This is a genomic window from Streptomyces sp. NPDC059828, assembly GCF_042731955.1.
In the GTDB taxonomy this organism is placed as follows: Bacteria; Actinomycetota; Actinomycetes; order Streptomycetales; family Streptomycetaceae; genus Streptomyces.
In genome coordinates this window covers 82,905-107,882 of sequence record NZ_JBHWIW010000011.1, presented here as the reverse complement: position 1 = coordinate 107,882, position 24,978 = coordinate 82,905, and the positions used below count along the sequence as shown (strand labels likewise).

The window sequence follows — 24,978 nt, the reverse complement described above, 5'->3', positions numbered from 1 at the left end:
CAGGCCCGGGTGGTCGCCGGTCATGCGAGAGCCCCGGACGGTATCCGTCCGGGGCTCTCGCGAAAAGGCTGTCGTCAGGGCTTACAGACCGGCCGCCGCACGCAGCGCGTCCACGCGGTCCGTGCGCTCCCAGGTGAAGTCCGGGAGCTCGCGGCCGAAGTGACCGTACGCCGCACTCTGGGCGTAGATCGGGCGGAGCAGGTCGAGGTCGCGGATGATCGCGGCAGGGCGGAGGTCGAAGACCTCGGCGATGGCGTTCTCGATCTTGTCGGTCTCGATCGTGGCGGTTCCGAAGGTCTCCACGAACAGGCCGACGGGCTCGGCCTTGCCGATCGCGTACGCGACCTGGACCTCGCAGCGCGCGGCGAGACCGGCGGCCACGACGTTCTTGGCGACCCAGCGCATGGCGTAGGCGGCGGAGCGGTCGACCTTGGACGGGTCCTTGCCGGAGAAGGCACCGCCACCGTGGCGGGCCATACCACCGTAGGTGTCGATGATGATCTTGCGTCCGGTGAGGCCCGCGTCGCCCATCGGGCCGCCGATCTCGAAGCGGCCGGTCGGGTTCACCAGCAGGCGGTAGCCGTCGGTGTCCAGCTTGATGCCGTCCTCGACGAGCTCCTTGAGCACGTGCTCGACCACGAACTCGCGGATGTCGGGCGCGAGCAGCGACTCGAGGTCGATGTCGGAGGCGTGCTGCGAGGAGACCACGACCGTGTCGAGCCGGACCGCCTTGTCGCCGTCGTACTCGATGGTGACCTGGGTCTTGCCGTCGGGGCGCAGGTACGGGATGGTGCCGTTCTTGCGGACCTCGGACAGACGGCGGGAGAGCCGGTGCGCGAGGTGGATCGGCAGCGGCATCAGCTCGGGGGTCTCGTCGCAGGCGTACCCGAACATCAGGCCCTGGTCGCCGGCGCCCTGCTTGTCGAGCTCATCGTCATCGCCTTCGACCCTGGACTCGTAGGCCGTGTCGACGCCCTGCGCGATGTCCGGGGACTGCGCGCCGATGGAGACCGAGACCCCACAGGAAGCGCCGTCGAAGCCCTTCTTCGAAGAGTCGTAACCGATCTCGAGGATCTTGTTGCGCACCAGGGTGGGGATGTCGGCGTAGGCCTTCGTGGTCACCTCTCCGGCCACGTGCACCAAGCCGGTGGTGATCAGCGTCTCGACGGCGACACGGGAGGAGGGGTCCTCCTGGAGCAGAGCGTCGAGGATGGTGTCGCTGATCTGGTCAGCGATCTTGTCGGGGTGGCCTTCGGTGACGGACTCCGAGGTGAACAGGCGACGGGACACAACGCTCCCTGGGGTTGCAGCGGCTGCTGGCTGATCATTGGTGGACCGGCCGGGGGCTGCGCCCCACGTCGTTCCGAGGACAGTTTATCGGGAGCGGTCGGCGGTTGGACTACGTGTCCCGCCTCACGGGAGTCGTTCAGCCACACAAAGTACCGACTGAAGCACACAGTGCCGGTCGCCACAGATGATCTGAATCGCCGGTTCCGCCGTATGCCGACCGCATACCGCGGCGACTCACTGCGGTATGCGGCATTCATCACGCCTCGATCCGGAAGCCGGCCCTCACCCCCACACCCGCCGAATGCGGCGTGCGTCACATTCGGCGTGTCGCCGCACGGACGAGAAATCAGGCCAGGTTCCGTCAGGACAGCCGGGCCGCCACCAGATCCCAGACGGTCTCCGCGAGGGCTTCCTTGGGCCCGTACGGCACGGGGGTCTCACCGCCGTCGGCGGCCAGCACCACGGCTTCGTTCTCCTCGGAGCCGAAGGTCTTGCGCTCCCCCACCTCGTTGACGACCAGCAGGTCACAGCCCTTGCGGCGGAGCTTGTCGCGGCCGTTGGCGAGCACGTCGTCGGTCTCGGCGGCGAAGCCCACGACGATCTGGCCCGGACGGGAGCGGTCGGCGGAGATCTCGGCGAGGATGTCGGGGTTGCGCACCAGGGCGACCGGTGCGGGCTCCTGGCCTTCCTTCTTCTTGATCTTGCCTGCCGCATAGGCCGCCGGGCGGAAGTCGGCGACCGCCGCCGCCATGACCACCACATCGGCCTGAAGAGCCGCCTTGACCACGGCCTCGCGGAGCTGCACCGCCGTGCCTGCGTGGAGCACGTCCACGCCCGCCGGGTCGGCGAAACCGGTGTTGGCCTCGATCAGGGTCACCTTGGCGCCGCGGGCCGCCGCCGTGCGGGCCAGCGCGTACCCCTGCTTGCCGGAGGAGCGGTTTCCCAGATAGCGCACGGGGTCGAGGGGCTCGCGGGTGCCGCCCGCGCTGATGACGACATGGCGGCCGACGAGGTCCGGAGTGCGGACACCGCGCGCCAGGACGCTCCGGCAGACCTCGAAGATCTCGGCCGGCTCGGGCAGCCGCCCCTTGCCCGTATCCACACCGGTGAGCCGGCCGACAGCCGGCTCGATGACCAGCGCGCCGCGGCGCCGCAGTGTCGCCACGTTCTCCTGGGTCGCCGGGTGCTCCCACATCTCGGTGTGCATCGCGGGGGCGAAGACCACGGGGCACCGGGCGGTGAGCAGGGTGTTGGTCAGCAGGTCGTCGGCGAGACCGTGGGCGGCCTTGGCCAGCAGGTCAGCGGTGGCGGGGGCCACCACGACCAGCTCCGCCTCCTGCCCGATGCGCACATGCGGGACCTCGTGGACGTCCGACCAGACCTCGGTGGACACGGGGTGCCCGGAGAGTGCCGACCAGGTGGGGGCGCCGACGAAGTTCAGGGCCGAGGCGGTGGGGACGACGCGGACGTCGTGCCCGGACTCGGTCAGCCTGCGCAGCAGCTCGCACGCCTTGTAGGCGGCGATACCGCCGCTGACTCCCAGTACGACCTTCGGCTTGTCCACTGCGTTCCCGCTCCCCACGGACGGCGATCACCGTCGCCTTCGATGACACACCTTTGTCTGACACACATCAGGCTGACACACCACAGGCCCGGCCGGACGCTTCCCCTCGCTGGGCGGTGGGAGGTGCCCCGGCCGGGCCTGTGGTGACGTAAAGACGCGCCTACTGCGCCGGGCCCTCGATGGCCTCGGAGGTCAGCAGACCCGCGTTGATCTCACGCAGGGAGATCGAGAGCGGCTTCTCGTGGACGTGGGTGTCCACCAACGGACCGACGTACTCGAGCAGACCCTCGCCGAGCTGTGAGTAGTACGCGTTGATCTGACGCGCACGCTTGGCCGCGTAGATCACGAGGCTGTACTTCGAGTCAGTGGCCTCGAGGAGCTCGTCGATCGGCGGGTTGATGATGCCCTCGGGCGCGGTGATGGAAGAGGACACGCTCTGGCCTTCCGATGGATTCAGGGAGATCTTCAAAGAACGTCAGGAAATCAGACGAAGATCAAACGACTGCCATCAAGGCTAGCAGCTCACGCGCCACGTCCTCGACGGAGGTGTTGACCAGGGTGGTGTCGAACTCAGACTCGGCCGCCAGCTCGACCTTGGCGGCCTCGAGGCGGCGCTCGATCACATCGGGCGCCTCGGTGCCGCGGCCGGTGAGCCTGCGAACCAGTTCGTCCCAGCTCGGCGGGGCCAGGAACACCAGCTGCGAGTCCGGCATGGACTCCTTGACCTGCCGGGCACCCTGGAGGTCGATCTCGAGCAGCACCGGCTCGCCGGACTCCAGGCGCTCCTGGACCGCCTTGCGCGGGGTGCCGTAGCGGTTGCCCGCGAACTCCGCCCATTCCAGCAGCTCACCATTGGCGATCAGCTTGTCGAACTCGTCATCCGAGACGAAGTAGTACTGAACGCCGTGCCGCTCCCCGGGGCGGGGCTTACGGGTGGTGGCCGACACCGAGAGCCAGACCTCGGGGTGGACCTTGCGCATATGAGCGACGACCGTGCTCTTGCCCACCCCGGAGGGGCCGGAGAGCACGGTCAGCCGCGGACGTACCTCTGCTGCCATGCAGCGATTATCCAGGTTCTCGGGAGTGCCCGGGAACGTCAGGCGGCGCCGCCGCCGAACTCGCGCTCAAGAGAGGCGATCTGGTTGGAGCCGAGACCCCGGACGCGACGGCTCTCGGAAATGCCGAGCCGTTCCATGATCTGCTTGGCCCGGACCTTGCCGACGCCGGGCAGGGACTCGAGCAGGGCCGAGACCTTCATCTTGCCGATGACATCGTTCTCCTGGCCCTGCTTGATGACCTCATGGAGAGAGGCACCGGAGTGCTTGAGTCGATTCTTGACCTCGGCCCGCTCCCGGCGAGCCGCGGCGGCCTTTTCGAGCGCGGCTGCGCGCTGTTCAGGGGTAAGGGGCGGAAGAGCCACGCCTACGTCACCTCGGATGTCGAACTGTCGGATACGGACCGGTGAGGAACACAACGGCCCCACACCAGGCGCCAACGAGCAACGCATACCTCGCGCTGCATCGCCGGCTCTCGACGGAGACTAGCGGCCTGGACCGCTCCCGTCAGCGAGAACAGCGGAAAAGTCCTGGTCAGCATCGGCCGACCAGGACATTCCAGACATACTGACCCGGTTTCTGTCAAGAAACCGTCGGTCAAACGCGCAGGTGGCGACCTCGGCACCGAACCCGGACGGAGCTACTCGGCCGTCGCGACGGCTGCCCGCACCTCGTCCGTGAAGCGGGCGGCCGACTCGCGCAGCGCCGCGATGTCCGGGCCGTTCCGCAGGACCCCACGACTCACATTCGGCAGGACATTGCGGACCTGCGCGCCGAAGACACCCGGCAGATCCGCCGGGGTCGCGCCCTGGGCTCCGATGCCCGGCGCGAGCAGCGGGCCGTTGATGTCCAGATCGGCACCCGCCTGGCCGAGCGTGGCCCCCACCACCGCGCCGACCGAGCCCAGCGGCTGGGCGCCGGCGTTCTCGTCGGCCATGTGGTTCAGCATGAGCTGGGCCAGCGAGACCCCGCCCGCCGCAGTCGCCCGCTGGACCTCGGCACCCTCAGGGTTGGAGGTGAGGGCCAGCACGAACACTCCGGCGCCGCTCTCCCGGGCCAGGTCGAGCGCCGGGCGCAGCGAGCCGAAGCCGAGGTACGGCGAGACCGTGACGGCGTCGGAGAACAGCGGGGAGTCCTTGCGCAGGTAGGTCTCGGCGTACGCGGCCATGGTCGAGCCGATGTCCCCGCGCTTGGCGTCCATCAGCACCAGGGCACCCGCGGCGCGGGCCTCCTCGACCGCCTTCTCCAGGACGGCGACGCCTCGCGAGCCGAAGCGCTCGAAGAACGCCGACTGCGGCTTCAGCACGGCGACCCGGTCGGCGAGCGCCTCGACGACGGTCCGGCTGAAGCGCTCGAGACCGGCCACATCGTCGTCGAGGCCCCAGGCGGTGAGCAGCGCGGCATGCGGGTCGATGCCGACGCACAGCGGGCCGCGGGTGTCCATGGCACGGCGCAGCCGGGCGCCGAATGCTTCCTGGGGGCTCATGCGCTGGCCGCCTTCCTGGTGTCGGCGCCGACGGCTTCGGCGAGGGTGGCGTACGGGCTGCTGGCAAGGCGGGCGGCCAGGCCCTTGTGGATCGCGCGGGCGTAGAACGGGCCCTCGTAGATGAAGGCGCTGTAGCCCTGCACCAGCGTCGCACCGGCCAGAATGCGCTGCCAGGCGTCTTCGGCGCTCTCGACGCCTCCGACACCGACGAGGGTGATCCGGCCGCCCACACGGGCGTACAGGCGGCGCAGGACCGCCAGGGAGCGCTCCTTGACGGGTGCGCCGGACAGCCCGCCGGTCTCCCGCACCAGCTCGGGGTCCGACTTCAGCCCGAGGCCGTCGCGGGCGATGGTGGTGTTGGTGGCGATGATGCCGTCGAGGCCGAGTTCGACCGCGAGGTCGGCGACGGCGTCGACGTCCTCGTCGGCCAGGTCGGGGGCGATCTTGACCAGCAGCGGGACCCTGCGGCCGGTCACGGTGCGGTCGGCTGCCTCGCGTACGGCGGCGAGGAGGGGACGCAGGGACTCGGTCGCCTGGAGGTTGCGCAGCCCGGGGGTGTTGGGCGAGCTGACGTTGACGACGAGATAGTCGGCGTGCGCGGCCAGCCGCTCGGTGGAGGTGACGTAGTCGCCGACGGCCTCCGCCTCGGGCACGACCTTGGTCTTGCCGATGTTGACGCCGACGACGGTCCTGAACACCGCCCTGCGGGCCGCGAGCCGTTCCGCGACGGCGGCGGAGCCTTCGTTGTTGAAGCCCATCCGGTTGATCAGGGCCCGGTCGGGAATCAGCCGGAAGAGACGCTTCCGGGGATTGCCGGGCTGCGGCTGGGCGGTGACCGTACCGATCTCGACATGGTCGAAGCCGAGCATGCTCATGCCGTCGATGGCGACGGCGTTCTTGTCGAAGCCCGCGGCGAGCCCGAAGGGGCCGTGCATGCGCAGGCCCAGGGCCTCGGTGCGCAGCTCCTTGTAGCGGGGGGCGAGGGCGGCGGCGACGAACGTCCGCAGCACGGGAACGCGGGCCGCGAGGCGGATCCAGCGGACGGCCAGGTGGTGGGCGTCCTCGGGGTCCATGCGCTTGAAGACCGTGTGGAAGAAGAAGTCGTACATCGAATCGGTGTCCTGTGTCCTCACGGAGACATGTGTCAGACAGGTGCCTTCATGAAGAGGGGGACACCGTTGCCGGTGTCCCCCTCTCGGCTGCTACTCGCGGCCCGCGGTCAGGTGTTCCGCGTGTTCCTGGAGTGAGCGCACTCCCACGCCTCCGTGGTTGAGCGCGTCGATGCCCTGGACGGCCGCGGCGAGCGCCTGGACCGTCGTCAGGCACGGGACTCCGCGGGCCACGGCCGCCGTGCGGATCTCGTAGCCGTCGAGCCTGCCGCCGGTGCCGTACGGGGTGTTGACGATCAGGTCGACCTGGCCGTCGTGGATCAGCTGGACGATGGTCCGCTCGCCGTTCGGGCCCTCGCCCTCGGACTGCTTGCGCACGACGGTGGCGTTGAGGCCGTTGCGCTTGAGCACTTCCGCCGTGCCGGACGTGGCGAGCAGCTCGAAGCCGTGGGCCACCAGCTCACGGGCCGGGAAGATCATCGAGCGCTTGTCGCGGTTGGCGACGGAGATGAAGGCGCGGCCCTTGGTGGGCAGCGGGCCGTAGGCGCCTGCCTGGGACTTGGCGTAAGCGGTGCCGAAGACCGAGTCGATGCCCATGACCTCACCGGTGGAGCGCATCTCCGGGCCGAGGACGGTGTCGACGCCGCGCCCGTGGATGTCGCGGAAGCGGCTCCACGGCATCACGGCCTCCTTGACGGAGATGGGGGCGTCCATCGGCAGCGTGCCGCCGTCGCCCTCAGCGGGCAGCAGGCCCTCCGCACGCAGCTCGGCGACGGTGGCGCCGAGCGAGATCCGCGCGGCGGCCTTGGCGAGCGGCACGGCGGTGGCCTTGGAGGTGAACGGAACGGTACGTGAGGCGCGCGGGTTGGCCTCCAGCACGTACAGGATGTCGCCGGCCATCGCGAACTGGATGTTGATCAGTCCGCGCACACCGACGCCCTTGGCGATCGCCTCGGTCGAGGCCCGCAGCCGCTTGATGTCGTAGCCGCCGAGGGTGATCGGGGGTAGCGCGCAGGCGGAGTCGCCGGAGTGGATCCCGGCCTCCTCGATGTGCTCCATGACGCCCCCGAGGTAGAGCTCGGTGCCGTCGTAGAGGGCGTCGACGTCGATCTCGATGGCGTCGTCGAGGAAGCGGTCGACCAGCACGGGGCGGTCGGCACTGATCTCGGTGGACTCGGCGATGTACGACTCGAGGCGGGTCTCGTCGTAGACGATCTCCATGCCGCGGCCGCCGAGCACGTACGACGGGCGCACGAGGACGGGGTAGCCGATCTCGTCGGCGATCGCCTTGGCCGCGGCGAAGGTGCTCGCGGTGCCGTGCTTGGGGGCGGGCAGCCCGGCCTCGGCGAGTACGCGGCCGAAGGCGCCGCGGTCCTCGGCGGCGTGGATCGCCTCGGGCGAGGTGCCCACGACCGGGACGCCGTTGTCCTTGAGCGCCTGCGACAGGCCCAGCGGGGTCTGCCCGCCGAGCTGGACCACCACACCGGCGACCGGGCCCGCGAGGGTCTCGGCGTGGACGATCTCCAGCACGTCCTCCAGGGTGAGCGGCTCGAAGTAGAGCCGGTCGGAGGTGTCGTAGTCGGTGGAGACGGTCTCCGGATTGCAGTTGACCATCACGGTCTCGAAGCCCGCTTCGCTGAGCGCGAAGGAGGCGTGGACGCAGGAGTAGTCGAACTCGATGCCCTGGCCGATGCGGTTGGGTCCCGAGCCGAGGATGATCACGGCGGGCTTCTCGCGCGGGGAGACCTCGGTCTCCTCGTCGTACGAGGAGTAGAAATACGGGGTCTTCGCGGCGAACTCGGCGGCGCAGGTGTCGACCGTCTTGTAGACGGGCCGGATGCCGAGGGCGTGCCGCACCTCGCGGACCACGTCTTCGCGCAGTCCGCGGATCCCGGCGATCTGGGCGTCGGAGAAGCCGTGCCGCTTGGCCTCGGCGAGCAGCTCGGGGTCGAGCTTGCCGGCTGCGGCCAGCTCGTCGGCGATCTCCTTGATGAGGAAGAGCTGGTCCACGAACCAGGGGTCGATCTTCGAGGACTCGAAGATCTCCTCGGGGGTGGCACCGGCGCGGATCGCCTGCATCACGGTGTTGATCCGGCCGTCGGTGGGACGGGCGGAATCACGCAGCAGCTCGGCCTTGTCGCCGAGGGGGCTCGTGAAGTCGAACTGCGAGCCCTTCTTCTCCAGGGAGCGCAGCGCCTTCTGGAGCGCCTCGGTGAAGTTGCGGCCGATCGCCATGGCCTCGCCCACCGACTTCATGGTGGTGGTGAGGGTGTTGTCGGCGGACGGGAACTTCTCGAAGGCGAAGCGCGGGGCCTTGACCACCACGTAGTCGAGCGTCGGCTCGAAGGAGGCCGGGGTCTGCTCGGTGATGTCGTTGGGAATCTCGTCCAGGGTGTAGCCGACGGCGAGCCGGGCCGCGATCTTCGCGATCGGGAAGCCGGTGGCCTTGGATGCCAGCGCCGAGGACCGGGAGACCCGGGGGTTCATCTCGATGACGATGACCCGGCCGTCCTCGGGGTCGACGGCGAACTGGATGTTGCAGCCGCCGGTGTCCACACCGACCTCGCGGATGACGGCGATGCCGATGTCGCGCAGGATCTGGTACTCGCGGTCGGTCAGGGTCATCGCCGGGGCGACGGTGATGGAGTCACCGGTGTGCACGCCCATCGGGTCGAAGTTCTCGATGGAGCAGACGACCACGACGTTGTCGTTCTTGTCGCGCATCAGCTCCAGCTCGTACTCCTTCCAGCCGAGGATGGACTCCTCCAGGAGCACCTCGGTGGTGGGCGACAGGCTGAGGCCCTGTCCCGCGATGCGGCGCAGCTCGTCCTCGTCGTGCGCGAAGCCGGATCCGGCACCGCCCATGGTGAAGGAGGGGCGGACGACCACCGGGTAGCCGCCGAGGGTGTCGACGCCCTTGAGCACGTCGTCCATGGAGTGGCAGATGACCGAGCGGGCGGACTCGCCGTGGCCGATCTTGCGGTTGACGGCTTCGACGACGCCCTTGAAGAGGTCGCGGTCCTCGCCCTTGTTGATGGCCTCGACGTTCGCGCCGATGAGCTCGACGCCGTACTTCTCCAGCGTCCCGGCCTCGTGCAGGGAGATCGCGGTGTTGAGCGCGGTCTGGCCGCCGAGGGTGGGCAGCAGGGCGTCGGGGCGCTCCTTGGCGATGATCTTCTCGACGAACTCGGGGGTGATCGGCTCGACATAGGTGGCGTCGGCGATCTCCGGGTCGGTCATGATCGTCGCCGGATTGGAGTTCACCAGGATGACCCGCAGGCCCTCGGACCTGAGGACCCGGCAGGCCTGGGTGCCGGAGTAGTCGAACTCGGCTGCCTGGCCGATGACGATCGGGCCGGAGCCGATGACCAGGACGGACTGGATATCGGTGCGCTTAGGCACGCTGGCCCTCCATCAGGGAGACGAAGCGGTCGAACAGGTACGCGGCGTCGTGCGGGCCTGCGGCGGCTTCGGGGTGGTACTGGACACTGAAGGCCGGCTGGTCGAGCAGCTGGAGGCCCTCCACCACGTCGTCGTTGAGGCAGACATGGGAGACCTCGGCGCGGCCGAAGGGGGTTTCGGAGACCTTGTCGAGCGGGGCGTCGACGGCGAATCCGTGGTTGTGCGCGGTGACCTCGACCTTGCCGGTCGTGCGGTCCTGTACGGGCTGGTTGATGCCACGGTGGCCGTACTTGAGCTTGTACGTGCCGAAGCCGAGCGCCCGGCCCAGGATCTGGTTGCCGAAGCAGATGCCGAACAGCGGCGTCCTGCGCTCGAGCACGGCCCGCATCACGGATACGGCGTGGTCGGCGGTGGCCGGGTCACCGGGACCGTTGGAGAAGAACACCCCGTCCGGGTTCACGGCGTAGACGTCGTCGGCGGTCGCGGTGGCGGGCAGCACGTGCACCTCGATGCCGCGCTCGGCCATCCGGTGCGGGGTCATGCCCTTGATGCCGAGGTCGACGGCGGCGACGGTGAACTTCCTGTCACCGACCGCGGGGACGACGTAGGGCTCCTTGGTGGCGACCTCGGCGGAGAGGTCGGCGCCCTTCATCTCGGGTGCCTGGCGCACCTCGGCGAGCATCGTGCCCTCGTCGGGCAGTGCGTTCCCGGAGAAGATTCCGACCCGCATCGCTCCCCGCTCACGCAGGTGGCGGGTGAGGGCGCGGGTGTCGACGCCGCTGATGCCGACGACACCCTGGCGGGCCAGCTCCTCGTCCAGGGAGCGCCGCGAGCGCCAGTTGGAGGGGATGCGGGCGGGGTCACGCACGACGTATCCGGCCACCCAGATGCGGGATGACTCGGGGTCCTCGTCGTTGACGCCCGTGTTGCCGACGTGCGGGGCGGTCATCACCACGACCTGGCGGTGGTACGAGGGGTCGGTGAGGGTCTCCTGGTAGCCGGTCATACCGGTGGAGAACACGGCCTCGCCGAAGGTCACCCCCACGGCCCCGTAGGCGCGGCCGCGGAAGGTGCGGCCGTCCTCCAGGACGAGTACGGCGGGAACGCGGGTTCCCCTGGTGGAGGTCGTCATCGTGCGGCGCCTTCCGTCGGGATCGTGGTGTGCTGCGCGGTTGTCGGGTCTGTCGGGATCTCGGTGTGCTTCGCGGTTGCCGGGCTGAGTGCGCTGACGGCCTCGACCCAGGCGGCGTGCTCGGCCGCGTGGTCGGAGCGGAAGCCGGAGTCGATCTGCCGCTCGCCGTGCTCCCAGGTGATGATCAGCAGTCCGCCCTCGGCGAGGACCTTGCCGGCGATGCCCTTGTCCAGCCGTGCCCCGCGCAGGGCGGCGGCCGGAATGAGGAAGTCGGTGGCCCCGGGGCGTACGACGCCGACACCGGCGTCGGTGAGGCTCAGCTCGACGCGGCTGCGGGTGCCGAGGCCGTGCGCCACGATGCGGTCGAGCCACTGGCCCGCGCTGGTCGAGCCGTGGTACCGGCCGCTGAGGCTCAGCCGCGCGGGTCCCGGGGTTTCGGGCACGGTGGGCAGCCCGGGCAGATCCGACTGGAGTTCGCCACGCCACTTCCAGCCCTGGCGCATCAGCCAGTAGACGAGGGCGACGAAGAGCAGGAGGCCCAGCACCCAGCCGATGCGGGCGGCCCAGTCGGTCACCTCCGCGGACTTCGGTCCGACCGGTTCGGCCGCCAGATTGATCAGTGCAGGTGTCACGCCAGCTTCCCGTCCATGAGCGTCGCCCGGCCCCGCAGGAAGGTGTGGGTGACGCGACCCGGCAGCTCACGGCCCTCGTAGGGGGTGTTGCGGCTGCGGGAGGCGAAGCCCGCGGGGTCCACGGTTCCACGGTATGCCGGATCGACCAGGGTGAGGTTGGCGGGCTCACCAGCCGAGACGGGACGGCCGTGGCCGTCGGCCCTTCCGATCCGGGCGGGGGCGAAGGACATCCGGTCCGCGACGCCCTCCCAGGTCAGCAGTCCGGTCTCGATCATCGTCTGCTGGACGACGGACAGGGCCGTCTCCAGGCCGACCATGCCCATCGCCGCCGCGGCCCACTCGCAGTCCTTGTCCTCGTGGGGGTGCGGGGCGTGGTCGGTGGCGACGATGTCGATCGTGCCGTCCGCGAGGGCCTCGCGCAGCGCCATGACGTCGTGCTCGGTCCGCAGCGGCGGATTGACCTTGTAGATCGGGTTGTACGTACGGACCAGCTCGTCGGTGAGGAGCAGGTGGTGCGGGGTGACCTCGGCGGTGACGTCGATACCGCGGGACTTGGCCCAGCGGACGATCGCGACCGAGCCCGCCGTCGACAGATGGCAGACGTGGACGCGAGAGCCGACGTGCTCGGCGAGCAGCACATCGCGGGCGATGATCGACTCCTCGGCGACGGCGGGCCAGCCACCCAGGCCCAGCTCGGCCGAGACGACGCCCTCGTTCATCTGGGCGCCCTCGGTCAGCCGCGGCTCCTGGGCGTGCTGGGCGACGACCCCGCCGAAGGCCTTCACGTACTCCAGGGCCCGGCGCATGATCACCGCGTCGTCCACGCACTTGCCGTCGTCCGAGAACACGGTGACACCCGCGGCGGACTCGTGCATCGCGCCGAGTTCGGCGAGCTTCTTGCCCTCCAGGCCCACGGTGACGGCGCCGATGGGCTGCACGTCGCAGTAGCCGTGTTCCCGGCCGAGGCGCCACACCTGCTCGACCACACCCGCGGTGTCGGCGACCGGGAAGGTGTTGGCCATCGCGAACACGGAGGTGTAGCCACCGCTGGCGGCGGCGCGGGTGCCGGTGAGGACGGTCTCGGAGTCCTCCCGCCCGGGCTCGCGCAGATGAGTGTGCAGGTCGACCAGGCCGGGCAGCAGGATCTTGCCCTGGGCCTCGATGACGGTGGCATCGCCGGCGTCCAGCTCCGCGCCCACCGCGGCGATCGTCTCGCCCTCGATCAGGACGTCCTGCGCCTCGCCGCCGAGTACCTTCGCGCCACGGATAAGGATCTTGCTCATGGTTACTTCGTCTCCTCGGTGCGGGCGTTCGTGACGGACGCGGCGGGTTCGGAACCGCCGAGCAGCAGGTAGAGGACGGCCATCCGGATGGACACACCGTTGGCCACCTGCTCGACCGCGGTACAGCGGTCCGAGTCGGCCACCTCGGCGGTGATCTCCATGCCCCGGTTCATCGGCCCGGGATGCATCACGACGGCGTGCTCGGGCATCCGGGCCATCCGGTCCCCGTCGAGGCCGTAGCGGCGCGAGTACTCGCGCTCGGTCGGGAAGAACGCGGCGTTCATCCGCTCACGCTGCACCCGCAGCATCATCACCGCGTCGGACTTCGGCAGCACGCTGTCCAGGTCGTACGAGACCTCGCACGGCCAGGCCCCGACGCCGACCGGGACCAGCGTGGGCGGAGCCACGAGGGTGACCTGGGCGCCCAGGGTGTGCAGCAGATGGACGTTCGAGCGGGCCACCCGGCTGTGCAGCACGTCGCCGACGATCGTGATCCGCCGGCCATCCAGGTCGCGCCCCATGCCCGCGTCCCGGCCGACGAGGCGGCGGCGCATCGTGAAGGCGTCCAGCAGGGCCTGGGTGGGGTGCTCGTGCGTACCGTCGCCCGCGTTGACGACGGCGCCGTCGATCCAGCCCGAGTTCGCGAGCCGGTAGGGCGCGCCGGAGGCGTGATGGCGGATCACGACCGCGTCGGCGCCCATCGCCTCCAGGGTGAGCGCGGTGTCCTTCAGGGACTCGCCCTTGGAGACGGACGACCCCTTGGCGGAGAAGTTGATGACATCGGCGGAGAGCCGCTTCGCGGCGGCCTCGAAGGAGATCCGGGTACGCGTCGAGTCCTCGAAGAAGAGGTTGACGACGGTCCGTCCGCGCAGAGTGGGCAGCTTCTTGATCGGCCGGTCGGCGACCCGTGCCATCTCCTCGGCGGTGTCGAGGATGAGGACGGCGTCGTCACGGGTGAGGTCGGCGGCCGAGATGAGGTGACGCTTCATCTGGGTGTGCTCCGGTGTGTGGCGGTATGCGGGGCATGCGGGCGCGCAGGCGCAGAACCGCGGGGCGCGGTGCCTTGAGCCGGGCGGGCGCGGTGTCCGGGAGGAAGGGCTGTCCCGGACCGTACGAGGTGCTACGGCTGACCGGCGGGGGCGGTCTCACCCACGCCGAGCAGCACGGTGTCGCGACCGTCCTCCTCGGCGAGCTGGACCTTGACCGTCTCCCGGAGCGACGTGGGCAGGTTCTTCCCGACGTAGTCGGCGCGGATCGGCAGCTCCCGGTGGCCGCGGTCGACGAGCACCGCCAGCTGGACGGCGCGCGGGCGGCCGATGTCGCCCAGTGCGTCGAGGGCGGCGCGGATGGTGCGCCCGGAGAAGAGCACGTCGTCGACGAGAACGACCAGACGGCCGTCGATGCCGTCTGCGGGAATTTCGGTGCGCGCGAGGGCCCGAGCGGGACGAAGCCGCAGGTCATCGCGGTACATGGTGATGTCGAGCGAACCGACCGGAACAGTGCGTCCGGTGATCTCGGCGAGCTTGTCGGCGAGTCGGCGGGCAAGATGGATCCCGCGCGTCGGGATGCCGAGGAGCACCACGTCTTCGGCGCCCTTGGCGCGTTCGACGATCTCGTGTGCGATGCGGGTCAGTACCCGCGCGATGTCGGGGCCCTCAAGGACGGGGCGCGCGGCATCGGAGCTGTGTGCGTCCATACGAAACGGACCTCCTTCTCCGCCTCACGGGACGGACCTTAAAGGACGTCGGAATGTGCGTCGTCCACGGTACCAGGCGCTGACAGGTGCCCTGGTCACACCCCTCGGGAGGGTCGCACGGACCTTTCGGCTTGACGCAGCCAAATCACGCTGCGTAACCTCACAGTGAGTGACCAGCCGCGCGGCCGAGCCGCACGTCGATTCAGTGTCCGGGGAGCTATATGTCCAGCGAATACGCAAAGCAGCTCGGGGCCAAGCTCCGCGCCATCCGCACCCAGCAGGGGCTCTCGCTCCACGGGGTGGAGGAGAAGTCCCAGGGCCGCTGGAAGGCCGTTGTCGTCGGGTCCTACGAGCGCGGCGACCGCGCCGTGACCGTTCAGCGCCTTGCCGAGCTGGCGGACTTCTACGGCGTCCCGGTGCAGGAGCTCCTCCCGGGCACCACGCCTGGCGGAGCCGCCGAGCCGCCGCCGAAGCTCGTTCTCGATCTGGAGCGCCTGGCCCATGTACCCGCGGAGAAGGCGGGGCCGCTTCAGCGCTATGCCGCGACGATCCAGAGCCAGCGCGGCGACTACAACGGCAAGGTGCTCTCGATCCGCCAGGACGACCTGCGCACCCTTGCCGTGATCTACGACCAGTCCCCGTCGGTCCTGACCGAGCAGCTGATCAGCTGGGGCGTGCTGGACGCGGATGCGAGGCGTGCGGTCGCCCACGAAGAGGGCTGAGACTCCGCAGAAACGTGCCGCCGGGCCGGGGGGAGCGAGAGCTTCTGCCGGCCCGGCGGCGTTTCCGGCGCGGCCGCGTCCCGTGGGGTCTCGCGGCGCCGGGCCGTCGGGTCGCGGCGTGCCGCACCCCGTTGCGGCTCCGCGGTGCCCGTCCTCCGTCTCCCCCTGGCTTCGTCAGGGCCAGGACAGGCTCGGGCCTCGTCGGGCTTGCCCGAGACGGCGTGGAGCGGCTGTCGGCCGCCGCACCGAAACACGGTGGCCCCGCAGTACGTGTACTGCGGGGCCACCGTGGCGAGAACGGAGAACTATGCCTCGCGGCGCAGGCTCGGCTTGAGGTCCTTCACGCGGGCGAGGAGCCCGTTCACGAACGAGGGGGACTCGTCCGTGGAGAACTCCTTGGCCAGCTGGACCGCCTCGTCGATCACGACCGCGTCCGGAGTCTCGTCCACCCAGACCAGCTCGTACGCACCGAGCCGCAGAATGTTGCGGTCCACCACCGGCATGCGGTCGAGCGTCCAGCCGACCGAGTAGGTGGCGATGAGCTCGTCGATACGGTCCGCCTGCTTCGCGTACCCCTCGACCAGCTCCATCGTGTACTCGTTCACCGGCGGCTGACGGTCGTCGGTCCGGGCGTGCCGGATCCAGTCGGCGAGGACCGTCTGCACGGAGGCCCCGCGCTGGTCGGCCTCGAAGAGGATCTGGAAGGCGCGCTTGCGGGCCTTGTTGCGGGCAGCCACGGTTAGCTGTTCACCCGGCCGAGGTAGTCGCCGGAACGGGTGTCGACCTTGATCTTCTCGCCGGTGGTGATGAAGAGCGGCACCTGGATGGTGTAGCCGGTCTCCAGGGTGGCGGGCTTGGTGCCACCGGTGGAGCGGTCGCCCTGGACGCCGGGCTCGGTCTCCTGGATGACGAGCTCGACCGCGGCCGGGAGCTCGACGTAGAGCACCTCGCCCTCGTGCGTCGCCACGGTGGCGGTGAAGCCCTCGATGAGGAAGTTGGCGGCGTCGCCGACCGCGGGACGGGAGACGTGCAGCTGGTCGTACGTCTGCATGTCCATGAAGACGAAGTACTCGCCATCCATGTACGAGAACTGCATGTCGCGGCGGTCGACGGTGGCCGTCTCGACCTTGATGCCGGCGTTGAAGGTCTTGTCGACGATCTTTCCGGACAGCACGTTCTTGAGCTTGGTGCGCACGAAGGCCGGGCCCTTGCCGGGCTTGACGTGCTGGAACTCGACGACGGACCAGAGCTGGTCGTTGTCGAGCTTGAGCACCATGCCGTTCTTGAGGTCGTTCGTGGTGGCCACGGTTGCGGAATCTCCTGGACTGACGCTGGTGGACGACCCAGGAGTGCGAAGGTCCGCGCCTACAGCGCGAGCAGCTCCTTGGTCGTGATGGTGAGTAGCTCGGGTCCGCCGTCCGCCTCCTGGCGCACGACGAGCGTGTCATCGATCCGGACCCCGCCCCGGCCCGGGAGGTGGACCCCCGGTTCGACGGTGACCGGCACACAAGCGTCCAGTTTACCCATGGCCGCAGGGGCCAGCTGCGGGTCCTCGTCGATTTCGAGTCCTACGCCGTGCCCGATCCAGGGTGTGAGGCCGTCGGCGTGCCCCGCGCCGGTGAGTACCTGGCGGGCCGCCCGGTCCACGTCGCGGTATGCGACGCCGGGCGCCAGGGCCTCCCGTCCGGCGCGCTGAGCGGCGAAGACGAGGTCGTACAGCTCGATCTGCCAGTCGGCCGGGGTGGTGCCGATGACGAAGGTCCGGCCGATCTCGCAACGGTAGCCACGGTAGTTGGCGCCGAGGCAGACGGAGAGGAAGTCACCTTCCTCGACCCGTCGGTCGGAGGGGCGGTGTCCGCTCAGTCCGGCGTTGGGCCCGGTGGCCACACTGGTGGGGAAGGCGGGGCCGTCGGCGCCGTGGTCCACGAGGCGCCGCTCCAGTTCGAGGGCGAGATGGCGCTCGGTACGGCCGACGAGAATGGATTCGAGGAGTTCACCGAGGGCCTGGTCGGCGATCTCGGCGGCGATCCGGATGCAGGCGATCTCGTCCTCGTCCTTGACCGTCCGCTGCTGCTCGACAGCCCCGCCCAGATCGCACAGGAGCAGCTGGGCTGCGACGGAGCCGAGGGCCCGGTGCCGGGCGACGGTGAGGTGGTGCTCCTCGACGGCGAGGGAATCGGCACCGGCCGTACGTGCGGCCTGTGCCGCAGCGACGGCGGGGTCACCGCCGTCGGCGGACAGCACGGTCTGCCGCATCTCGTCGTCAAGCCTGCCTTCCAGCGCGTCACCCGACGGGGTGCTGGGGCACACGAGCGTGTCCCCTCCCGGCCCCTCGGGACCGAGCAGCAGTACGGCGCCTGGGGGCGCGGCCCCTGCGAGATAGCGGACATTGGCAGGCCGCGACACCAGCGCCGCGGCGCTTCCCGCGGCTGCGAACCTGTCCCGCAGCCGCCCTCGTCGGGCGGCGAACACCTCGGACATGACTCGAGCGTAAGAGCGCGGGGACGATTCGGCCGGTCGAGCGCGGCCGTGCGGGGCACGAAGACGGTGGACCGTCCGGCACCCGAGTGCCCGGCATTCCGGGTCTCCCCTCCGGCGCCCCCGCTGCAAGCCCCCGGCCACCCCGGCTTTGCGGTGGCAGAAGGCCTGCTCCCACCGATTCCCTGTGCCCCGCTCCACGGCGGGCGCCGCCTCCGTGTCCCACGCATGTCCCCGTCACCCCTTCGGCCCAGCGGTTGGCATGACGGGGCCGCCCTGCGCGCGCCCATCGCTCCGCGTCAGCCGGACGTCGGGGGCCGAGTCCCCGGCAGGCCCGGCAGGCATGGTGTCTGCCGGGCGAGCCGGGGAGCCTCGGCCGGGCAGCAGCGCTGACACGGCCCGCAGGGCGCGGACAAGCAGGTGCGCCGCGTGCCCTGCGATGACGGGACCGAGGACGGCGAGGACAGGGAGAGGACGAGCAGTCCGACAACCGCGTTCGTCACGATGGCCAGCGCCGCGGCGGCGACACCACCGGCGACGGAGACGATCCCCACGTGGTCGGCCGATGCCCGCCCTTGCGCCTACCGTGCCTGCGCCCCGGCCTGGGGCGGTGATTCCGGCTTGATCCCGTCATCATCGCTGTCCGCACGCGATGACCTCACCCCCAGACGGATGAAAATCTACGTTGGCCAAAGTAGACATTGGGCGGTGATGTGGTTATGGTTTCTCTCGTAGCCGTGAGATGGACATCCGGGCCCGGCAGAGAAGTGCCGGGCGGCAGTACCTGCAGTTGCAGTGCGCAGGACGGGTCGGTGGTGGAGTTCCGAAGCCAGAGTGGTTGCAGGACGGCGACGGGGCTGACGACCGGGCCGGGGCCCGCAGTTCAGGGGCCGCCGTGAGCAGTACCGCAGTTGACGCAGTGCAGTACTCGTAAGTGCAGTTCGCAGCACCCAGCAGTGAAGTCAGTGAGCAGGGCCCCGGTAAAGGCGTCGGCTGCGGGCGCACGTACCGGGCAGTTCGGCAGGGCGGGTTCCCAAGCCAGCGGAGACAGGCGACGGGGCCGGCTGCGAAGCGTGGCGCTCGGCGAGGCCACCAGTAGTACGCAACACCAGCAGTGCAAGAAGTACCCCGCGTTACAGCAGTACGCAGTTCCGGTTTGGCAAGTGATGGATCAAGAGGAAGAACGGAGGAACGGGCGCCATCAGGATCGCCCGGGTGGACGTCTGAACCCGGGTACCGCAGGACATCGTGAGCGAGGTGGTCTTCGGTCAAGCAACCGCGATCCCCGCATTCCTCATCTTCTCCCAGGTGAGTGTGCGGAAACAGAAGGCCGGCGCAGTACTGGGGCCGGCGGATGGTGTAGTAGTTCCTTCGGGGCCCTGGTGCCAGTAGGCGCCAGGGCCCCTCGACGCGTTCCCAGAGAGGTGCAATGACCGCAGACGACTCCTTCGGCCGTCTCGATGACGACGACTACCCCGCCTACACGATGGGTCGGGCGGCCGAAATACTCGGCACCAGCCAGGGCTTTCTCCGCGCCATCGGCGAAGCCCGCCTGATCACACCGCTGCGCTCCGAGGGCGGCCACCGCCGCTACTCCCGCTACCAACTGCGCATCGCGGCCCGCGCGCGCGAACTCGTCGACCAGGGCACCCCCATCGAGGCAGCCTGCCGCATCATCATCCTCGAGGACCAGCTCGAAGAAGCCCAGCGCATCAACACCGAATACCGCCGCGCCGCCGAATCGGCGAACCCGACGACCGAGGTCTGATCCAGGGCCTGCAGCGTCGGGCGGATCCCGCACACATGAGGGTGCGCGACGCAGGGCCGTCTTCCGTGGCCGCGGGATGGTGTGCGCCAAAATGGCGTCTACGTCAGCTGTCGCGGCGTTCGGACTTCGCTCACGTCTCGGCATGCGTTCTGCTGTGCCGCTCATGATCAGGGTCGCGCCGCCATAGCTGCGCGGCCCTGATCTGCGGCGGACCGGCGTACGGGCCGATGAAATCGGCGCCGCCTGAGCGGTGCGAATCGTGTCGCCGGGCGTAGTCGCCTCCATGCGCGAAGACGACCGCTCCTCCTGAAACACTGCGGTCCGGGCGGATCAATGTCTGTGACCGCGAGGTGAGGGTTTAGCACGCGACGCCGGGAGCGTTTTTACCGCAATTAGCCAAGTGGAATCCTTTTCCGTACGCGGGCCACTACCGCATGCTACTGTCGAGATCAGTTGCAGTTGTGGTTCCCAACTTCAGGCGCCTTGCCAGCAATTTCAGCTGCTGGAAGCGTTTCGTACTGGCGGTCCTTTCCGGACGGGGCGTCATCGCGGCGACCCGGCCCCCCGCATGAGGGGTTCCCGGCGCACCGCAGGCCCCCAAAGGAGATATGACATGGCGTCAGGCACCGTGAAGTGGTTCAACGCGGCCAAGGGTTTCGGCTTCATCGAGCCGGACGGTGGCGGCGCTGACGTGTTCGCCCACTTCTCGAACATCGCCGCCCAGGGCTTCCGTGAACTGGCCGAAGGCCAGAAGGTCACGTTCGACATCGCGCAGGGCCAGAAGGGCCCGACGGCCGAGAACATCGTTCCCGCCTGACATCTACCGCGCCCTGTGGACCGGGGCGGCCGAGGGCCCCGGATACGAGCATTGCCCCTGGTGAGCTCGTTCAAAGTGGCCGCCGATCGGGTGACGCCAGCAGTCATGGAAGCGGCTTCGCCACAGGTGAGCGCACGGTCAACGCCTGCCTTTTCGGAGCCGAATTCGACGTCCACATGGCGTCACCTATTTCTTCGGCTGCGCCGCATTGGATTCACTGCAGGCCACACGCTTTCGCATTTCATTCGGCCCGTTCCTGCGATTTCCCGCGCTAGTCTTTCGCGGCGGAATTCCTTGATGCGTGCCGTATCAAGGAAGGTTCTGAATGAACCCCGCTCGTACGAACGACCGCTCCTCCCGCGCCAGCCGCCGCACCGGCGGCCTTGCTTTCCGCTATGGCACGGGTGCGGGCAAGGGTGACCGCTTCGGCTCACCCGCTGCGAGCCGTTCTGGGCGTCCGAGCCGCTCGGGCGGCCAAGGCCGGCGGCCCGCCGCAGCGCAGGGCGAGTTCGCCCTGCCGAAGACGATCACTCCGGCGCTGCCCGCCGTCGAGGCGTTCGCCGACCTCGACATGCCCGAGGAGTTGCTGGCCGCGCTCACCGCGGAGGGCCTGTCGGTGCCGTTCCCGATCCAGGGCGCGACCTTGCCGAACGCTCTGGCGGGCCGTCACGTCCTCGGTCGCGGGCGTACCGGGTCCGGCAAGACCCTGGCATTCGGACTGGCGCTGCTGGCCCGGACCGCCGGGCAACGCGGCGAACCACGTCAGCCGCTGGCCCTGATCCTCGTGCCGACACGTGAGCTGGCGCAGCAGGTGACCGAGGCGCTCGCCCCCTACGCCCGTGCGGTGAAGCTGCGCCTGGCCACTGTCGTGGGCGGAGTATCGGCAGGCAGGCAGGTCAGTGCGCTGCGGGGTGGTGCCGAGGTCGTCGTCGCAACGCCGGGCCGTCTCAAGGACCTCATCGACCGGGGTGACTGCCGGCTGGACCAGGTCGCGGTCACCGTCCTCGACGAGGCCGATCAGATGGCGGACATGGGTTTCATGCCGCAGGTCACCGCCCTCGTGGACCAGGTACGCCCCGAGGGCCAGGGGATGCTGTTCTCCGCCACCCTGGACCGTAACGTCGATCTTCTGGTCCGCCGCTACCTCACCGACCCCGTGGTCCACTCCGTCGATCCCTCCCAGGGCGCGGTCACCACGATGGAACACCACGTCCTGCACGTGGACGGCGACGACAAGCGTCGGACGACGACCCAGATCGCGGCGCGCGAGGGACGGGTGATCATGTTCCTGGACACCAAGCACGCCGTGGACCGCCTCACGCGGGACCTCCTGAACAGCGGTGTCCGCGCGGCGTCCCTGCACGGCGGGAAGTCACAGCCGCAGCGCACCCGCACACTCACCCAGTTCAAGACCGGGCACATCACCGTGCTGGTCGCCACGAATGTCGCGGCCCGCGGCATCCACGTCGACAACCTCGACCTTGTCGTCAACGTCGACCCGCCGACCGACCCCAAGGACTACCTTCACCGCGGCGGCCGTACCGCGCGTGCCGGCGAGTCCGGCAGCGTCGTCACCCTCGTCACTCCCAACCAGCGCCGCGCCATGGCCCGTCTCATGAGGGCTGCCGGCATCGTGCCCCGGACCACCCAGGTCCGATCCGGCGAGGAGGCACTCAGCCGGATCACCGGCGCCCAGCCCCCCTCCGGTATCCCGGTGACGATCACCACGCCGGTGACCGAGCGGCGCAAGCGCGGCGTGGCCCCACGCAGCCGACGCAGCCCCGCTTCGGCCGCCCGGCGCGTGACCGTGCGGCATTCCTCCTTCGGCGCGGCGGCCTAGAACCTTCGTGATCAGGAAACTGACCCATCTCTGCAGGAGGCACGTTTTGACGCTGGTTCAGATGCAGCCCCGCTCGGCGAATGCCACCCCCGTGCACGAGTCGGAGACCGACGCCACGACAGCCGGACCGCAGGTCTGGGACGACATGACCATCGAGGTCGCCTTGTCCGTCATGGACAGCGCCCGCTCCGGGCACCTGCTCGTCTGCGACAACGACGGCCTGTGCACCGAACTGGTCACCCAGGCCCAACTCGCCGCATTCCGTGACAGCTCCGCGTACACGGACCGGGTCCAGCTGCGCGACATCCTCGGCGACGACTGGCCGTTCATGCCGCCCGTGACCACCACGCCCGAAGCCGCGCATTCGATGCGCCACCGCCGACCCGCCGCCCTGCCCGTCGTCGACGAACAGGGCAGCGCTCCGGACATCCTCGCCCTCGCCCGCTGACCAACTCACCGCGACAGGATCCGCCCCTTCCAACCTCTCCCTGTGAGGCATCATGCGCTGCGTCATCGCCCGCTTCCCGTTCGACCTCACCAAGAGAGGCGTCCTGGAATCCATGAAGGGCGTCAAGCCCGAGCAGGTCACCGGCGAGTCCGTGATCATCGGCCGCCACACCTACCCCGTCAAGCAGGTCGGGCAGATCATCACACGCCAAGACCGCCGCGACTTCAGCGCCAGTGAAGTCATCCGGGCCATGACCAAGCTCGGCTTCACCTGTCCCGGCCTCCCCCGCATCCCCGCGACCACGAGCGCCCTCAGCCCGTTCCCACGGGCTTCCGCCATGCATGGCACCCCGGGGGCCGTCTGAGCCGACGGTCAGACACGAGACGCCGGCTCCCGGGGGTTGTTCCCCGGCCGCGAACCCTCCTGCCACGGACTGAGGCGATCCGGCCCCCGCCAGGTACCGGGGGTCCCACCCACACGATGTCGGCGGTGCGACCGTCTCCCCTGGTGACTCCCTCTACTACCGGCCCGCGTGCCGCCAGGCCCCCAACCGGACTCGCAAGCGGGTACGCGAAGTCATGCCCTCTGCCGGGGGCCAAACGGCACAGGGCCCGACGCCTACACGTCGGGCCCTGCTGTACTGAGTCAGTAGCGGGGACAGGATTTGAACCTGCGACCTCTGGGTTATGAGCCCAGCGAGCTACCGAGCTGCTCCACCCCGCGTCGGTGCACAGAACTCTACGGCATGGCTGGCCTGCGCCCTACCGGATGTGCGTGTGGGTCGGCACTGCCGCTCGGTCTCCTGGCCGCCCGCGTGCCGTCCGCGGACGCGCATCCTCGTCCTGACCATGTACGACAACGAGCGGTACCTCTTCGGAGCGGTGGCGGCAGGACGCGACCGGCTACGTCCTGAAGCCCGTCGCCGACCGCGAGGAGGAGATCCTCGAACTCGTCGCAGAGGGTCACAGCTCGCAGGAGATCGCCGGCCTTCTCGTGATTCAGCGTCAAGACGGTCGAGCGCCACTGCTCCAACCCTTCCAGGAAACTGGGGTCCGAAGGACAGGCTGGAGCTCGCGCGCTATGCGATCCGGGTGGGCTTGATCGAGCCGTAGTCCGGTGCCGGGACCGCATCCGGTCCAGCACGGTGGCGGGAAGGGGGTTACCAGGCCGGGGGGCTCGCCAGCGCGCGTGCCAGGACCTCGTCCAGGATGCGGGAGGTGGTCTCGACGTCGCAGTTCGAGTTGTCGATGATCGGCAGGCCCGAGCCGTACCAGCCGGCCATCCTGCCGTGGATGCTGGCGACTTCCTCGTCGGAGAGGCGCCTGTTGCCGCTGCGTTCCGCGTTGCGCTCGAGGACCACATCGAGGCCGGGCAGCAGGACCACGGGGAGCAGTCCAGGGCCCACGTGGCGTTTCCAGCCGCCGAGCCCGACGACCGGGCGGTCCGGGAAGACCGCGTCGTCGAGTATGCAGGAGATGCCGTTGGCCAGGAAGTTGCGCGCGGCGAATCCGCAGGTGCGGCGGGCGAGGCGGTACTGGGCCTCGGACTGGTCGTTCCAGCCTGACTGTGGGTCGGCGAAACCGGAGCAGACCCATTCGCGGACGTCGTCCAGGCTGATGTGGGCGGTGGGCACCCGGCGGGCCGATGCCCAGTGGCGGGCCACGGTCGTCTTTCCGGCACCGGCCGGGCCGATGAGCAGCACGGCGAGCGTGGCGGCGCCGGTCCCGCTGTCGGGTGGCACGGACGTGGGCACCGGTACCGGTCCACCGGGGGGCAGCCGCACGTATCCCGTGCTGTCGGGCGGCGACTCGGGTACCGAGGTGTGGCTCGGCTGGGCAGGAGCGGTCCAGCCGGGTGCGACCGGGGCCTGTGGCGGGGCGGGCGTCCCTTGGGCGGGCCCAGCCGGGTGCCTGGCAGGTGGAGCCTGCGGCGGCGGGCCCGGATGCTGAGCGGGAGCACCCGGATGCCGGCCAGGCGGGCCCTGTGGCGGGCCCGGCTGGTGGGCGACCGGGTGCGGGGGGCGCGGCGGCGGGGCGGGGTGCTGAGCCTGCTGCCGGTGCCCCCATGCGGCCGGCCCCTGTCCGGGTCCCGGTCCGCCTGGCGGCAGTGGAGCCCCCACTGCGTCGTGCATCCGGTGCCACTCCGTCTCGTGCGAGTTCATGCTGGTCGGGCGGCAGTTGACCGGCCCGGATCGAACCGTACCCTCCCCTGCCCCCGCAAGGGGAACGCCCGGGACCGGTACTGAGTGCCCGTACC

23 protein-coding genes, 1 tRNA gene and 1 pseudogene are annotated in these 24,978 nt (G+C 69.7%); 7 read left to right on the top strand and 18 right to left on the bottom strand.

Going from position 1 to position 24,978, the window contains the following annotated elements; translation table 11 throughout:
* Positions 1-81 precede the first annotated feature (81 nt).
* From metK to pyrR, 13 genes are all read right to left on the bottom strand, one after another.
* On the bottom strand, positions 82-1,290 hold the full coding sequence (gene metK / locus ACFV6V_RS09860) for a methionine adenosyltransferase (protein WP_385561695.1): 1,209 nt from the start codon (positions 1,288-1,290) through the stop codon (positions 82-84).
* Between the two features lie 361 nt (positions 1,291-1,651).
* Positions 1,652-2,854 carry a bifunctional phosphopantothenoylcysteine decarboxylase/phosphopantothenate--cysteine ligase CoaBC gene (gene coaBC, locus ACFV6V_RS09855; protein ID WP_385561692.1) on the bottom strand — a complete coding sequence of 401 codons (1,203 nt, stop codon included), beginning with the start codon at positions 2,852-2,854 and terminating at the stop codon, positions 1,652-1,654.
* A 160-nt stretch (positions 2,855-3,014) separates the two neighbouring features.
* Entirely contained in the window at positions 3,015-3,287 is a 273-nt protein-coding gene (rpoZ, locus tag ACFV6V_RS09850) for a DNA-directed RNA polymerase subunit omega (protein WP_039649019.1), read from the bottom strand.
* A 61-nt stretch (positions 3,288-3,348) separates the two neighbouring features.
* Positions 3,349-3,912 carry a guanylate kinase gene (gene gmk, locus ACFV6V_RS09845; protein ID WP_361287992.1) on the bottom strand — a complete coding sequence of 188 codons (564 nt, stop codon included), beginning with the start codon at positions 3,910-3,912 and terminating at the stop codon, positions 3,349-3,351.
* Between the two features lie 38 nt (positions 3,913-3,950).
* Positions 3,951-4,274, bottom strand: coding sequence for an integration host factor (locus ACFV6V_RS09840; protein WP_005319887.1), 324 nt, complete (start codon positions 4,272-4,274; stop codon positions 3,951-3,953).
* Positions 4,275-4,549: 275 nt separating this feature from the next.
* Positions 4,550-5,395 (bottom strand): orotidine-5'-phosphate decarboxylase, encoded by an 846-nt coding sequence (gene pyrF, locus ACFV6V_RS09835; RefSeq protein ID WP_385561687.1) that lies wholly within the window; start codon positions 5,393-5,395, stop codon positions 4,550-4,552.
* Entirely contained in the window at positions 5,392-6,504 is a 1,113-nt protein-coding gene (locus tag ACFV6V_RS09830) for a quinone-dependent dihydroorotate dehydrogenase (protein ID WP_385561807.1), read from the bottom strand. Before ACFV6V_RS09830 ends, pyrF begins: the two co-directional genes overlap by 4 nt.
* A 93-nt stretch (positions 6,505-6,597) precedes the next feature.
* Positions 6,598-9,906 carry a carbamoyl-phosphate synthase large subunit gene (gene carB, locus ACFV6V_RS09825; protein ID WP_385561685.1) on the bottom strand — a complete coding sequence of 1,103 codons (3,309 nt, stop codon included), beginning with the start codon at positions 9,904-9,906 and terminating at the stop codon, positions 6,598-6,600.
* A complete protein-coding gene (gene carA, locus ACFV6V_RS09820) occupies positions 9,899-11,038 on the bottom strand; it encodes a glutamine-hydrolyzing carbamoyl-phosphate synthase small subunit (protein WP_385561682.1) in 1,140 nt (379 codons plus the stop codon). The genes carB and carA overlap by 8 nt, the downstream gene beginning before the upstream one ends.
* Positions 11,035-11,670, bottom strand: a complete 636-nt coding sequence (locus ACFV6V_RS09815) for a hypothetical protein (protein WP_385561679.1) — start codon at positions 11,668-11,670, stop codon at positions 11,035-11,037. The genes carA and ACFV6V_RS09815 overlap by 4 nt, the downstream gene beginning before the upstream one ends.
* Positions 11,667-12,953, bottom strand: coding sequence for a dihydroorotase (locus tag ACFV6V_RS09810; protein ID WP_385561676.1), 1,287 nt, complete (start codon positions 12,951-12,953; stop codon positions 11,667-11,669). The genes ACFV6V_RS09815 and ACFV6V_RS09810 overlap by 4 nt, the downstream gene beginning before the upstream one ends.
* A 2-nt stretch (positions 12,954-12,955) precedes the next feature.
* A complete protein-coding gene (locus tag ACFV6V_RS09805) occupies positions 12,956-13,942 on the bottom strand; it encodes an aspartate carbamoyltransferase catalytic subunit (protein ID WP_385561674.1) in 987 nt (328 codons plus the stop codon).
* A 131-nt stretch (positions 13,943-14,073) separates the two neighbouring features.
* The gene (gene pyrR, locus ACFV6V_RS09800) at positions 14,074-14,649 is read right to left on the bottom strand and encodes a bifunctional pyr operon transcriptional regulator/uracil phosphoribosyltransferase PyrR (RefSeq protein WP_385561671.1); all 576 of its coding nucleotides are present in this window, start codon (positions 14,647-14,649) and stop codon (positions 14,074-14,076) included.
* Positions 14,650-14,870: 221 nt separating this feature from the next.
* On the opposite strand from pyrR, the gene bldD reads away from it, so the two are divergent.
* A complete protein-coding gene (gene bldD, locus ACFV6V_RS09795) occupies positions 14,871-15,371 on the top strand; it encodes a transcriptional regulator BldD (protein WP_017945577.1) in 501 nt (166 codons plus the stop codon).
* Positions 15,372-15,676: 305 nt separating this feature from the next.
* Here the strand turns inward: bldD and nusB are convergent, their stop codons facing one another.
* From nusB to ACFV6V_RS09780, 3 genes are read right to left on the bottom strand one after another with little or no spacing between them, the layout of a single operon-like run.
* Positions 15,677-16,108: a transcription antitermination factor NusB gene (gene nusB, locus ACFV6V_RS09790; RefSeq protein ID WP_385561669.1), complete on the bottom strand. Its 432-nt coding sequence runs from the start codon at positions 16,106-16,108 to the stop codon at positions 15,677-15,679.
* 2 nt (positions 16,109-16,110) lie between these two features.
* Positions 16,111-16,677 (bottom strand): elongation factor P, encoded by a 567-nt coding sequence (efp, locus tag ACFV6V_RS09785; protein WP_361288018.1) that lies wholly within the window; start codon positions 16,675-16,677, stop codon positions 16,111-16,113.
* A 59-nt stretch (positions 16,678-16,736) separates the two neighbouring features.
* The gene (locus tag ACFV6V_RS09780; protein WP_385561666.1) at positions 16,737-17,852 is read right to left on the bottom strand and encodes a M24 family metallopeptidase; all 1,116 of its coding nucleotides are present in this window, start codon (positions 17,850-17,852) and stop codon (positions 16,737-16,739) included.
* A gap of 1,426 nt (positions 17,853-19,278) precedes the next feature.
* On the opposite strand from ACFV6V_RS09780, the gene ACFV6V_RS09775 reads away from it, so the two are divergent.
* The 5 genes from ACFV6V_RS09775 to ACFV6V_RS09755 all read left to right on the top strand — a co-directional run bounded on the left by ACFV6V_RS09775 (position 19,279) and on the right by ACFV6V_RS09755 (position 23,086).
* Entirely contained in the window at positions 19,279-19,617 is a 339-nt protein-coding gene (locus ACFV6V_RS09775; protein WP_385561663.1) for a MerR family transcriptional regulator, read from the top strand.
* Between the two features lie 613 nt (positions 19,618-20,230).
* Positions 20,231-20,434, top strand: a complete 204-nt coding sequence (locus ACFV6V_RS09770) for a cold-shock protein (RefSeq protein ID WP_385561661.1) — start codon at positions 20,231-20,233, stop codon at positions 20,432-20,434.
* A 325-nt stretch (positions 20,435-20,759) separates the two neighbouring features.
* Positions 20,760-22,274, top strand: a complete 1,515-nt coding sequence (locus tag ACFV6V_RS09765; protein ID WP_385561658.1) for a DEAD/DEAH box helicase — start codon at positions 20,760-20,762, stop codon at positions 22,272-22,274.
* 46 nt (positions 22,275-22,320) lie between these two features.
* Entirely contained in the window at positions 22,321-22,722 is a 402-nt protein-coding gene (locus tag ACFV6V_RS09760; protein ID WP_385561655.1) for a CBS domain-containing protein, read from the top strand.
* Between the two features lie 52 nt (positions 22,723-22,774).
* Positions 22,775-23,086: an SCO5918 family protein gene (locus tag ACFV6V_RS09755; RefSeq protein ID WP_385561652.1), complete on the top strand. Its 312-nt coding sequence runs from the start codon at positions 22,775-22,777 to the stop codon at positions 23,084-23,086.
* A 285-nt stretch (positions 23,087-23,371) separates the two neighbouring features.
* On the opposite strand, the gene ACFV6V_RS09750 is transcribed toward ACFV6V_RS09755, so the two are convergent.
* Positions 23,372-23,445, bottom strand: a tRNA-Met gene (locus tag ACFV6V_RS09750).
* Between the two features lie 98 nt (positions 23,446-23,543).
* Between ACFV6V_RS09750 and ACFV6V_RS09745 the strand changes: the two are divergent.
* Positions 23,544-23,834 (top strand): annotated as a pseudogene (locus tag ACFV6V_RS09745) (LuxR C-terminal-related transcriptional regulator); the annotation flags it as partial.
* A 47-nt stretch (positions 23,835-23,881) separates the two neighbouring features.
* Here ACFV6V_RS09745 and ACFV6V_RS09740 read toward each other — a convergent pair.
* Positions 23,882-24,853: an AAA family ATPase gene (locus ACFV6V_RS09740; protein WP_385561649.1), complete on the bottom strand. Its 972-nt coding sequence runs from the start codon at positions 24,851-24,853 to the stop codon at positions 23,882-23,884.
* Positions 24,854-24,978: the final 125 nt, after the last annotated feature.

What these genes read in the sequence shown, in the direction of transcription:
- gmk (WP_361287992.1), bottom strand. Translation starts at nt 3,912, where the DNA reads ATGGCAGCAGAGGTACGTCCGCGGCTGACCGTGCTCTCCGGCCCCTCC.
- pyrF (WP_385561687.1), bottom strand. Translation starts at nt 5,395, where the DNA reads ATGAGCCCCCAGGAAGCATTCGGCGCCCGGCTGCGCCGTGCCATGGAC.
- ACFV6V_RS09830 (WP_385561807.1), bottom strand. Translation starts at nt 6,504, where the DNA reads ATGTACGACTTCTTCTTCCACACGGTCTTCAAGCGCATGGACCCCGAG.
- carA (WP_385561682.1), bottom strand. Translation starts at nt 11,038, where the DNA reads ATGACGACCTCCACCAGGGGAACCCGCGTTCCCGCCGTACTCGTCCTG.
- ACFV6V_RS09810 (WP_385561676.1), bottom strand. Translation starts at nt 12,953, where the DNA reads ATGAGCAAGATCCTTATCCGTGGCGCGAAGGTACTCGGCGGCGAGGCG.
- ACFV6V_RS09805 (WP_385561674.1), bottom strand. Translation starts at nt 13,942, where the DNA reads ATGAAGCGTCACCTCATCTCGGCCGCCGACCTCACCCGTGACGACGCC.
- pyrR (WP_385561671.1), bottom strand. Translation starts at nt 14,649, where the DNA reads ATGGACGCACACAGCTCCGATGCCGCGCGCCCCGTCCTTGAGGGCCCC.
- bldD (WP_017945577.1), top strand. Translation starts at nt 14,871, where the DNA reads ATGTCCAGCGAATACGCAAAGCAGCTCGGGGCCAAGCTCCGCGCCATC.
- ACFV6V_RS09780 (WP_385561666.1), bottom strand. Translation starts at nt 17,852, where the DNA reads ATGTCCGAGGTGTTCGCCGCCCGACGAGGGCGGCTGCGGGACAGGTTC.
- ACFV6V_RS09775 (WP_385561663.1), top strand. Translation starts at nt 19,279, where the DNA reads ATGACCGCAGACGACTCCTTCGGCCGTCTCGATGACGACGACTACCCC.
- ACFV6V_RS09770 (WP_385561661.1), top strand. Translation starts at nt 20,231, where the DNA reads ATGGCGTCAGGCACCGTGAAGTGGTTCAACGCGGCCAAGGGTTTCGGC.
- ACFV6V_RS09765 (WP_385561658.1), top strand. Translation starts at nt 20,760, where the DNA reads ATGAACCCCGCTCGTACGAACGACCGCTCCTCCCGCGCCAGCCGCCGC.
- ACFV6V_RS09755 (WP_385561652.1), top strand. Translation starts at nt 22,775, where the DNA reads ATGCGCTGCGTCATCGCCCGCTTCCCGTTCGACCTCACCAAGAGAGGC.
- ACFV6V_RS09740 (WP_385561649.1), bottom strand. Translation starts at nt 24,853, where the DNA reads ATGCACGACGCAGTGGGGGCTCCACTGCCGCCAGGCGGACCGGGACCC.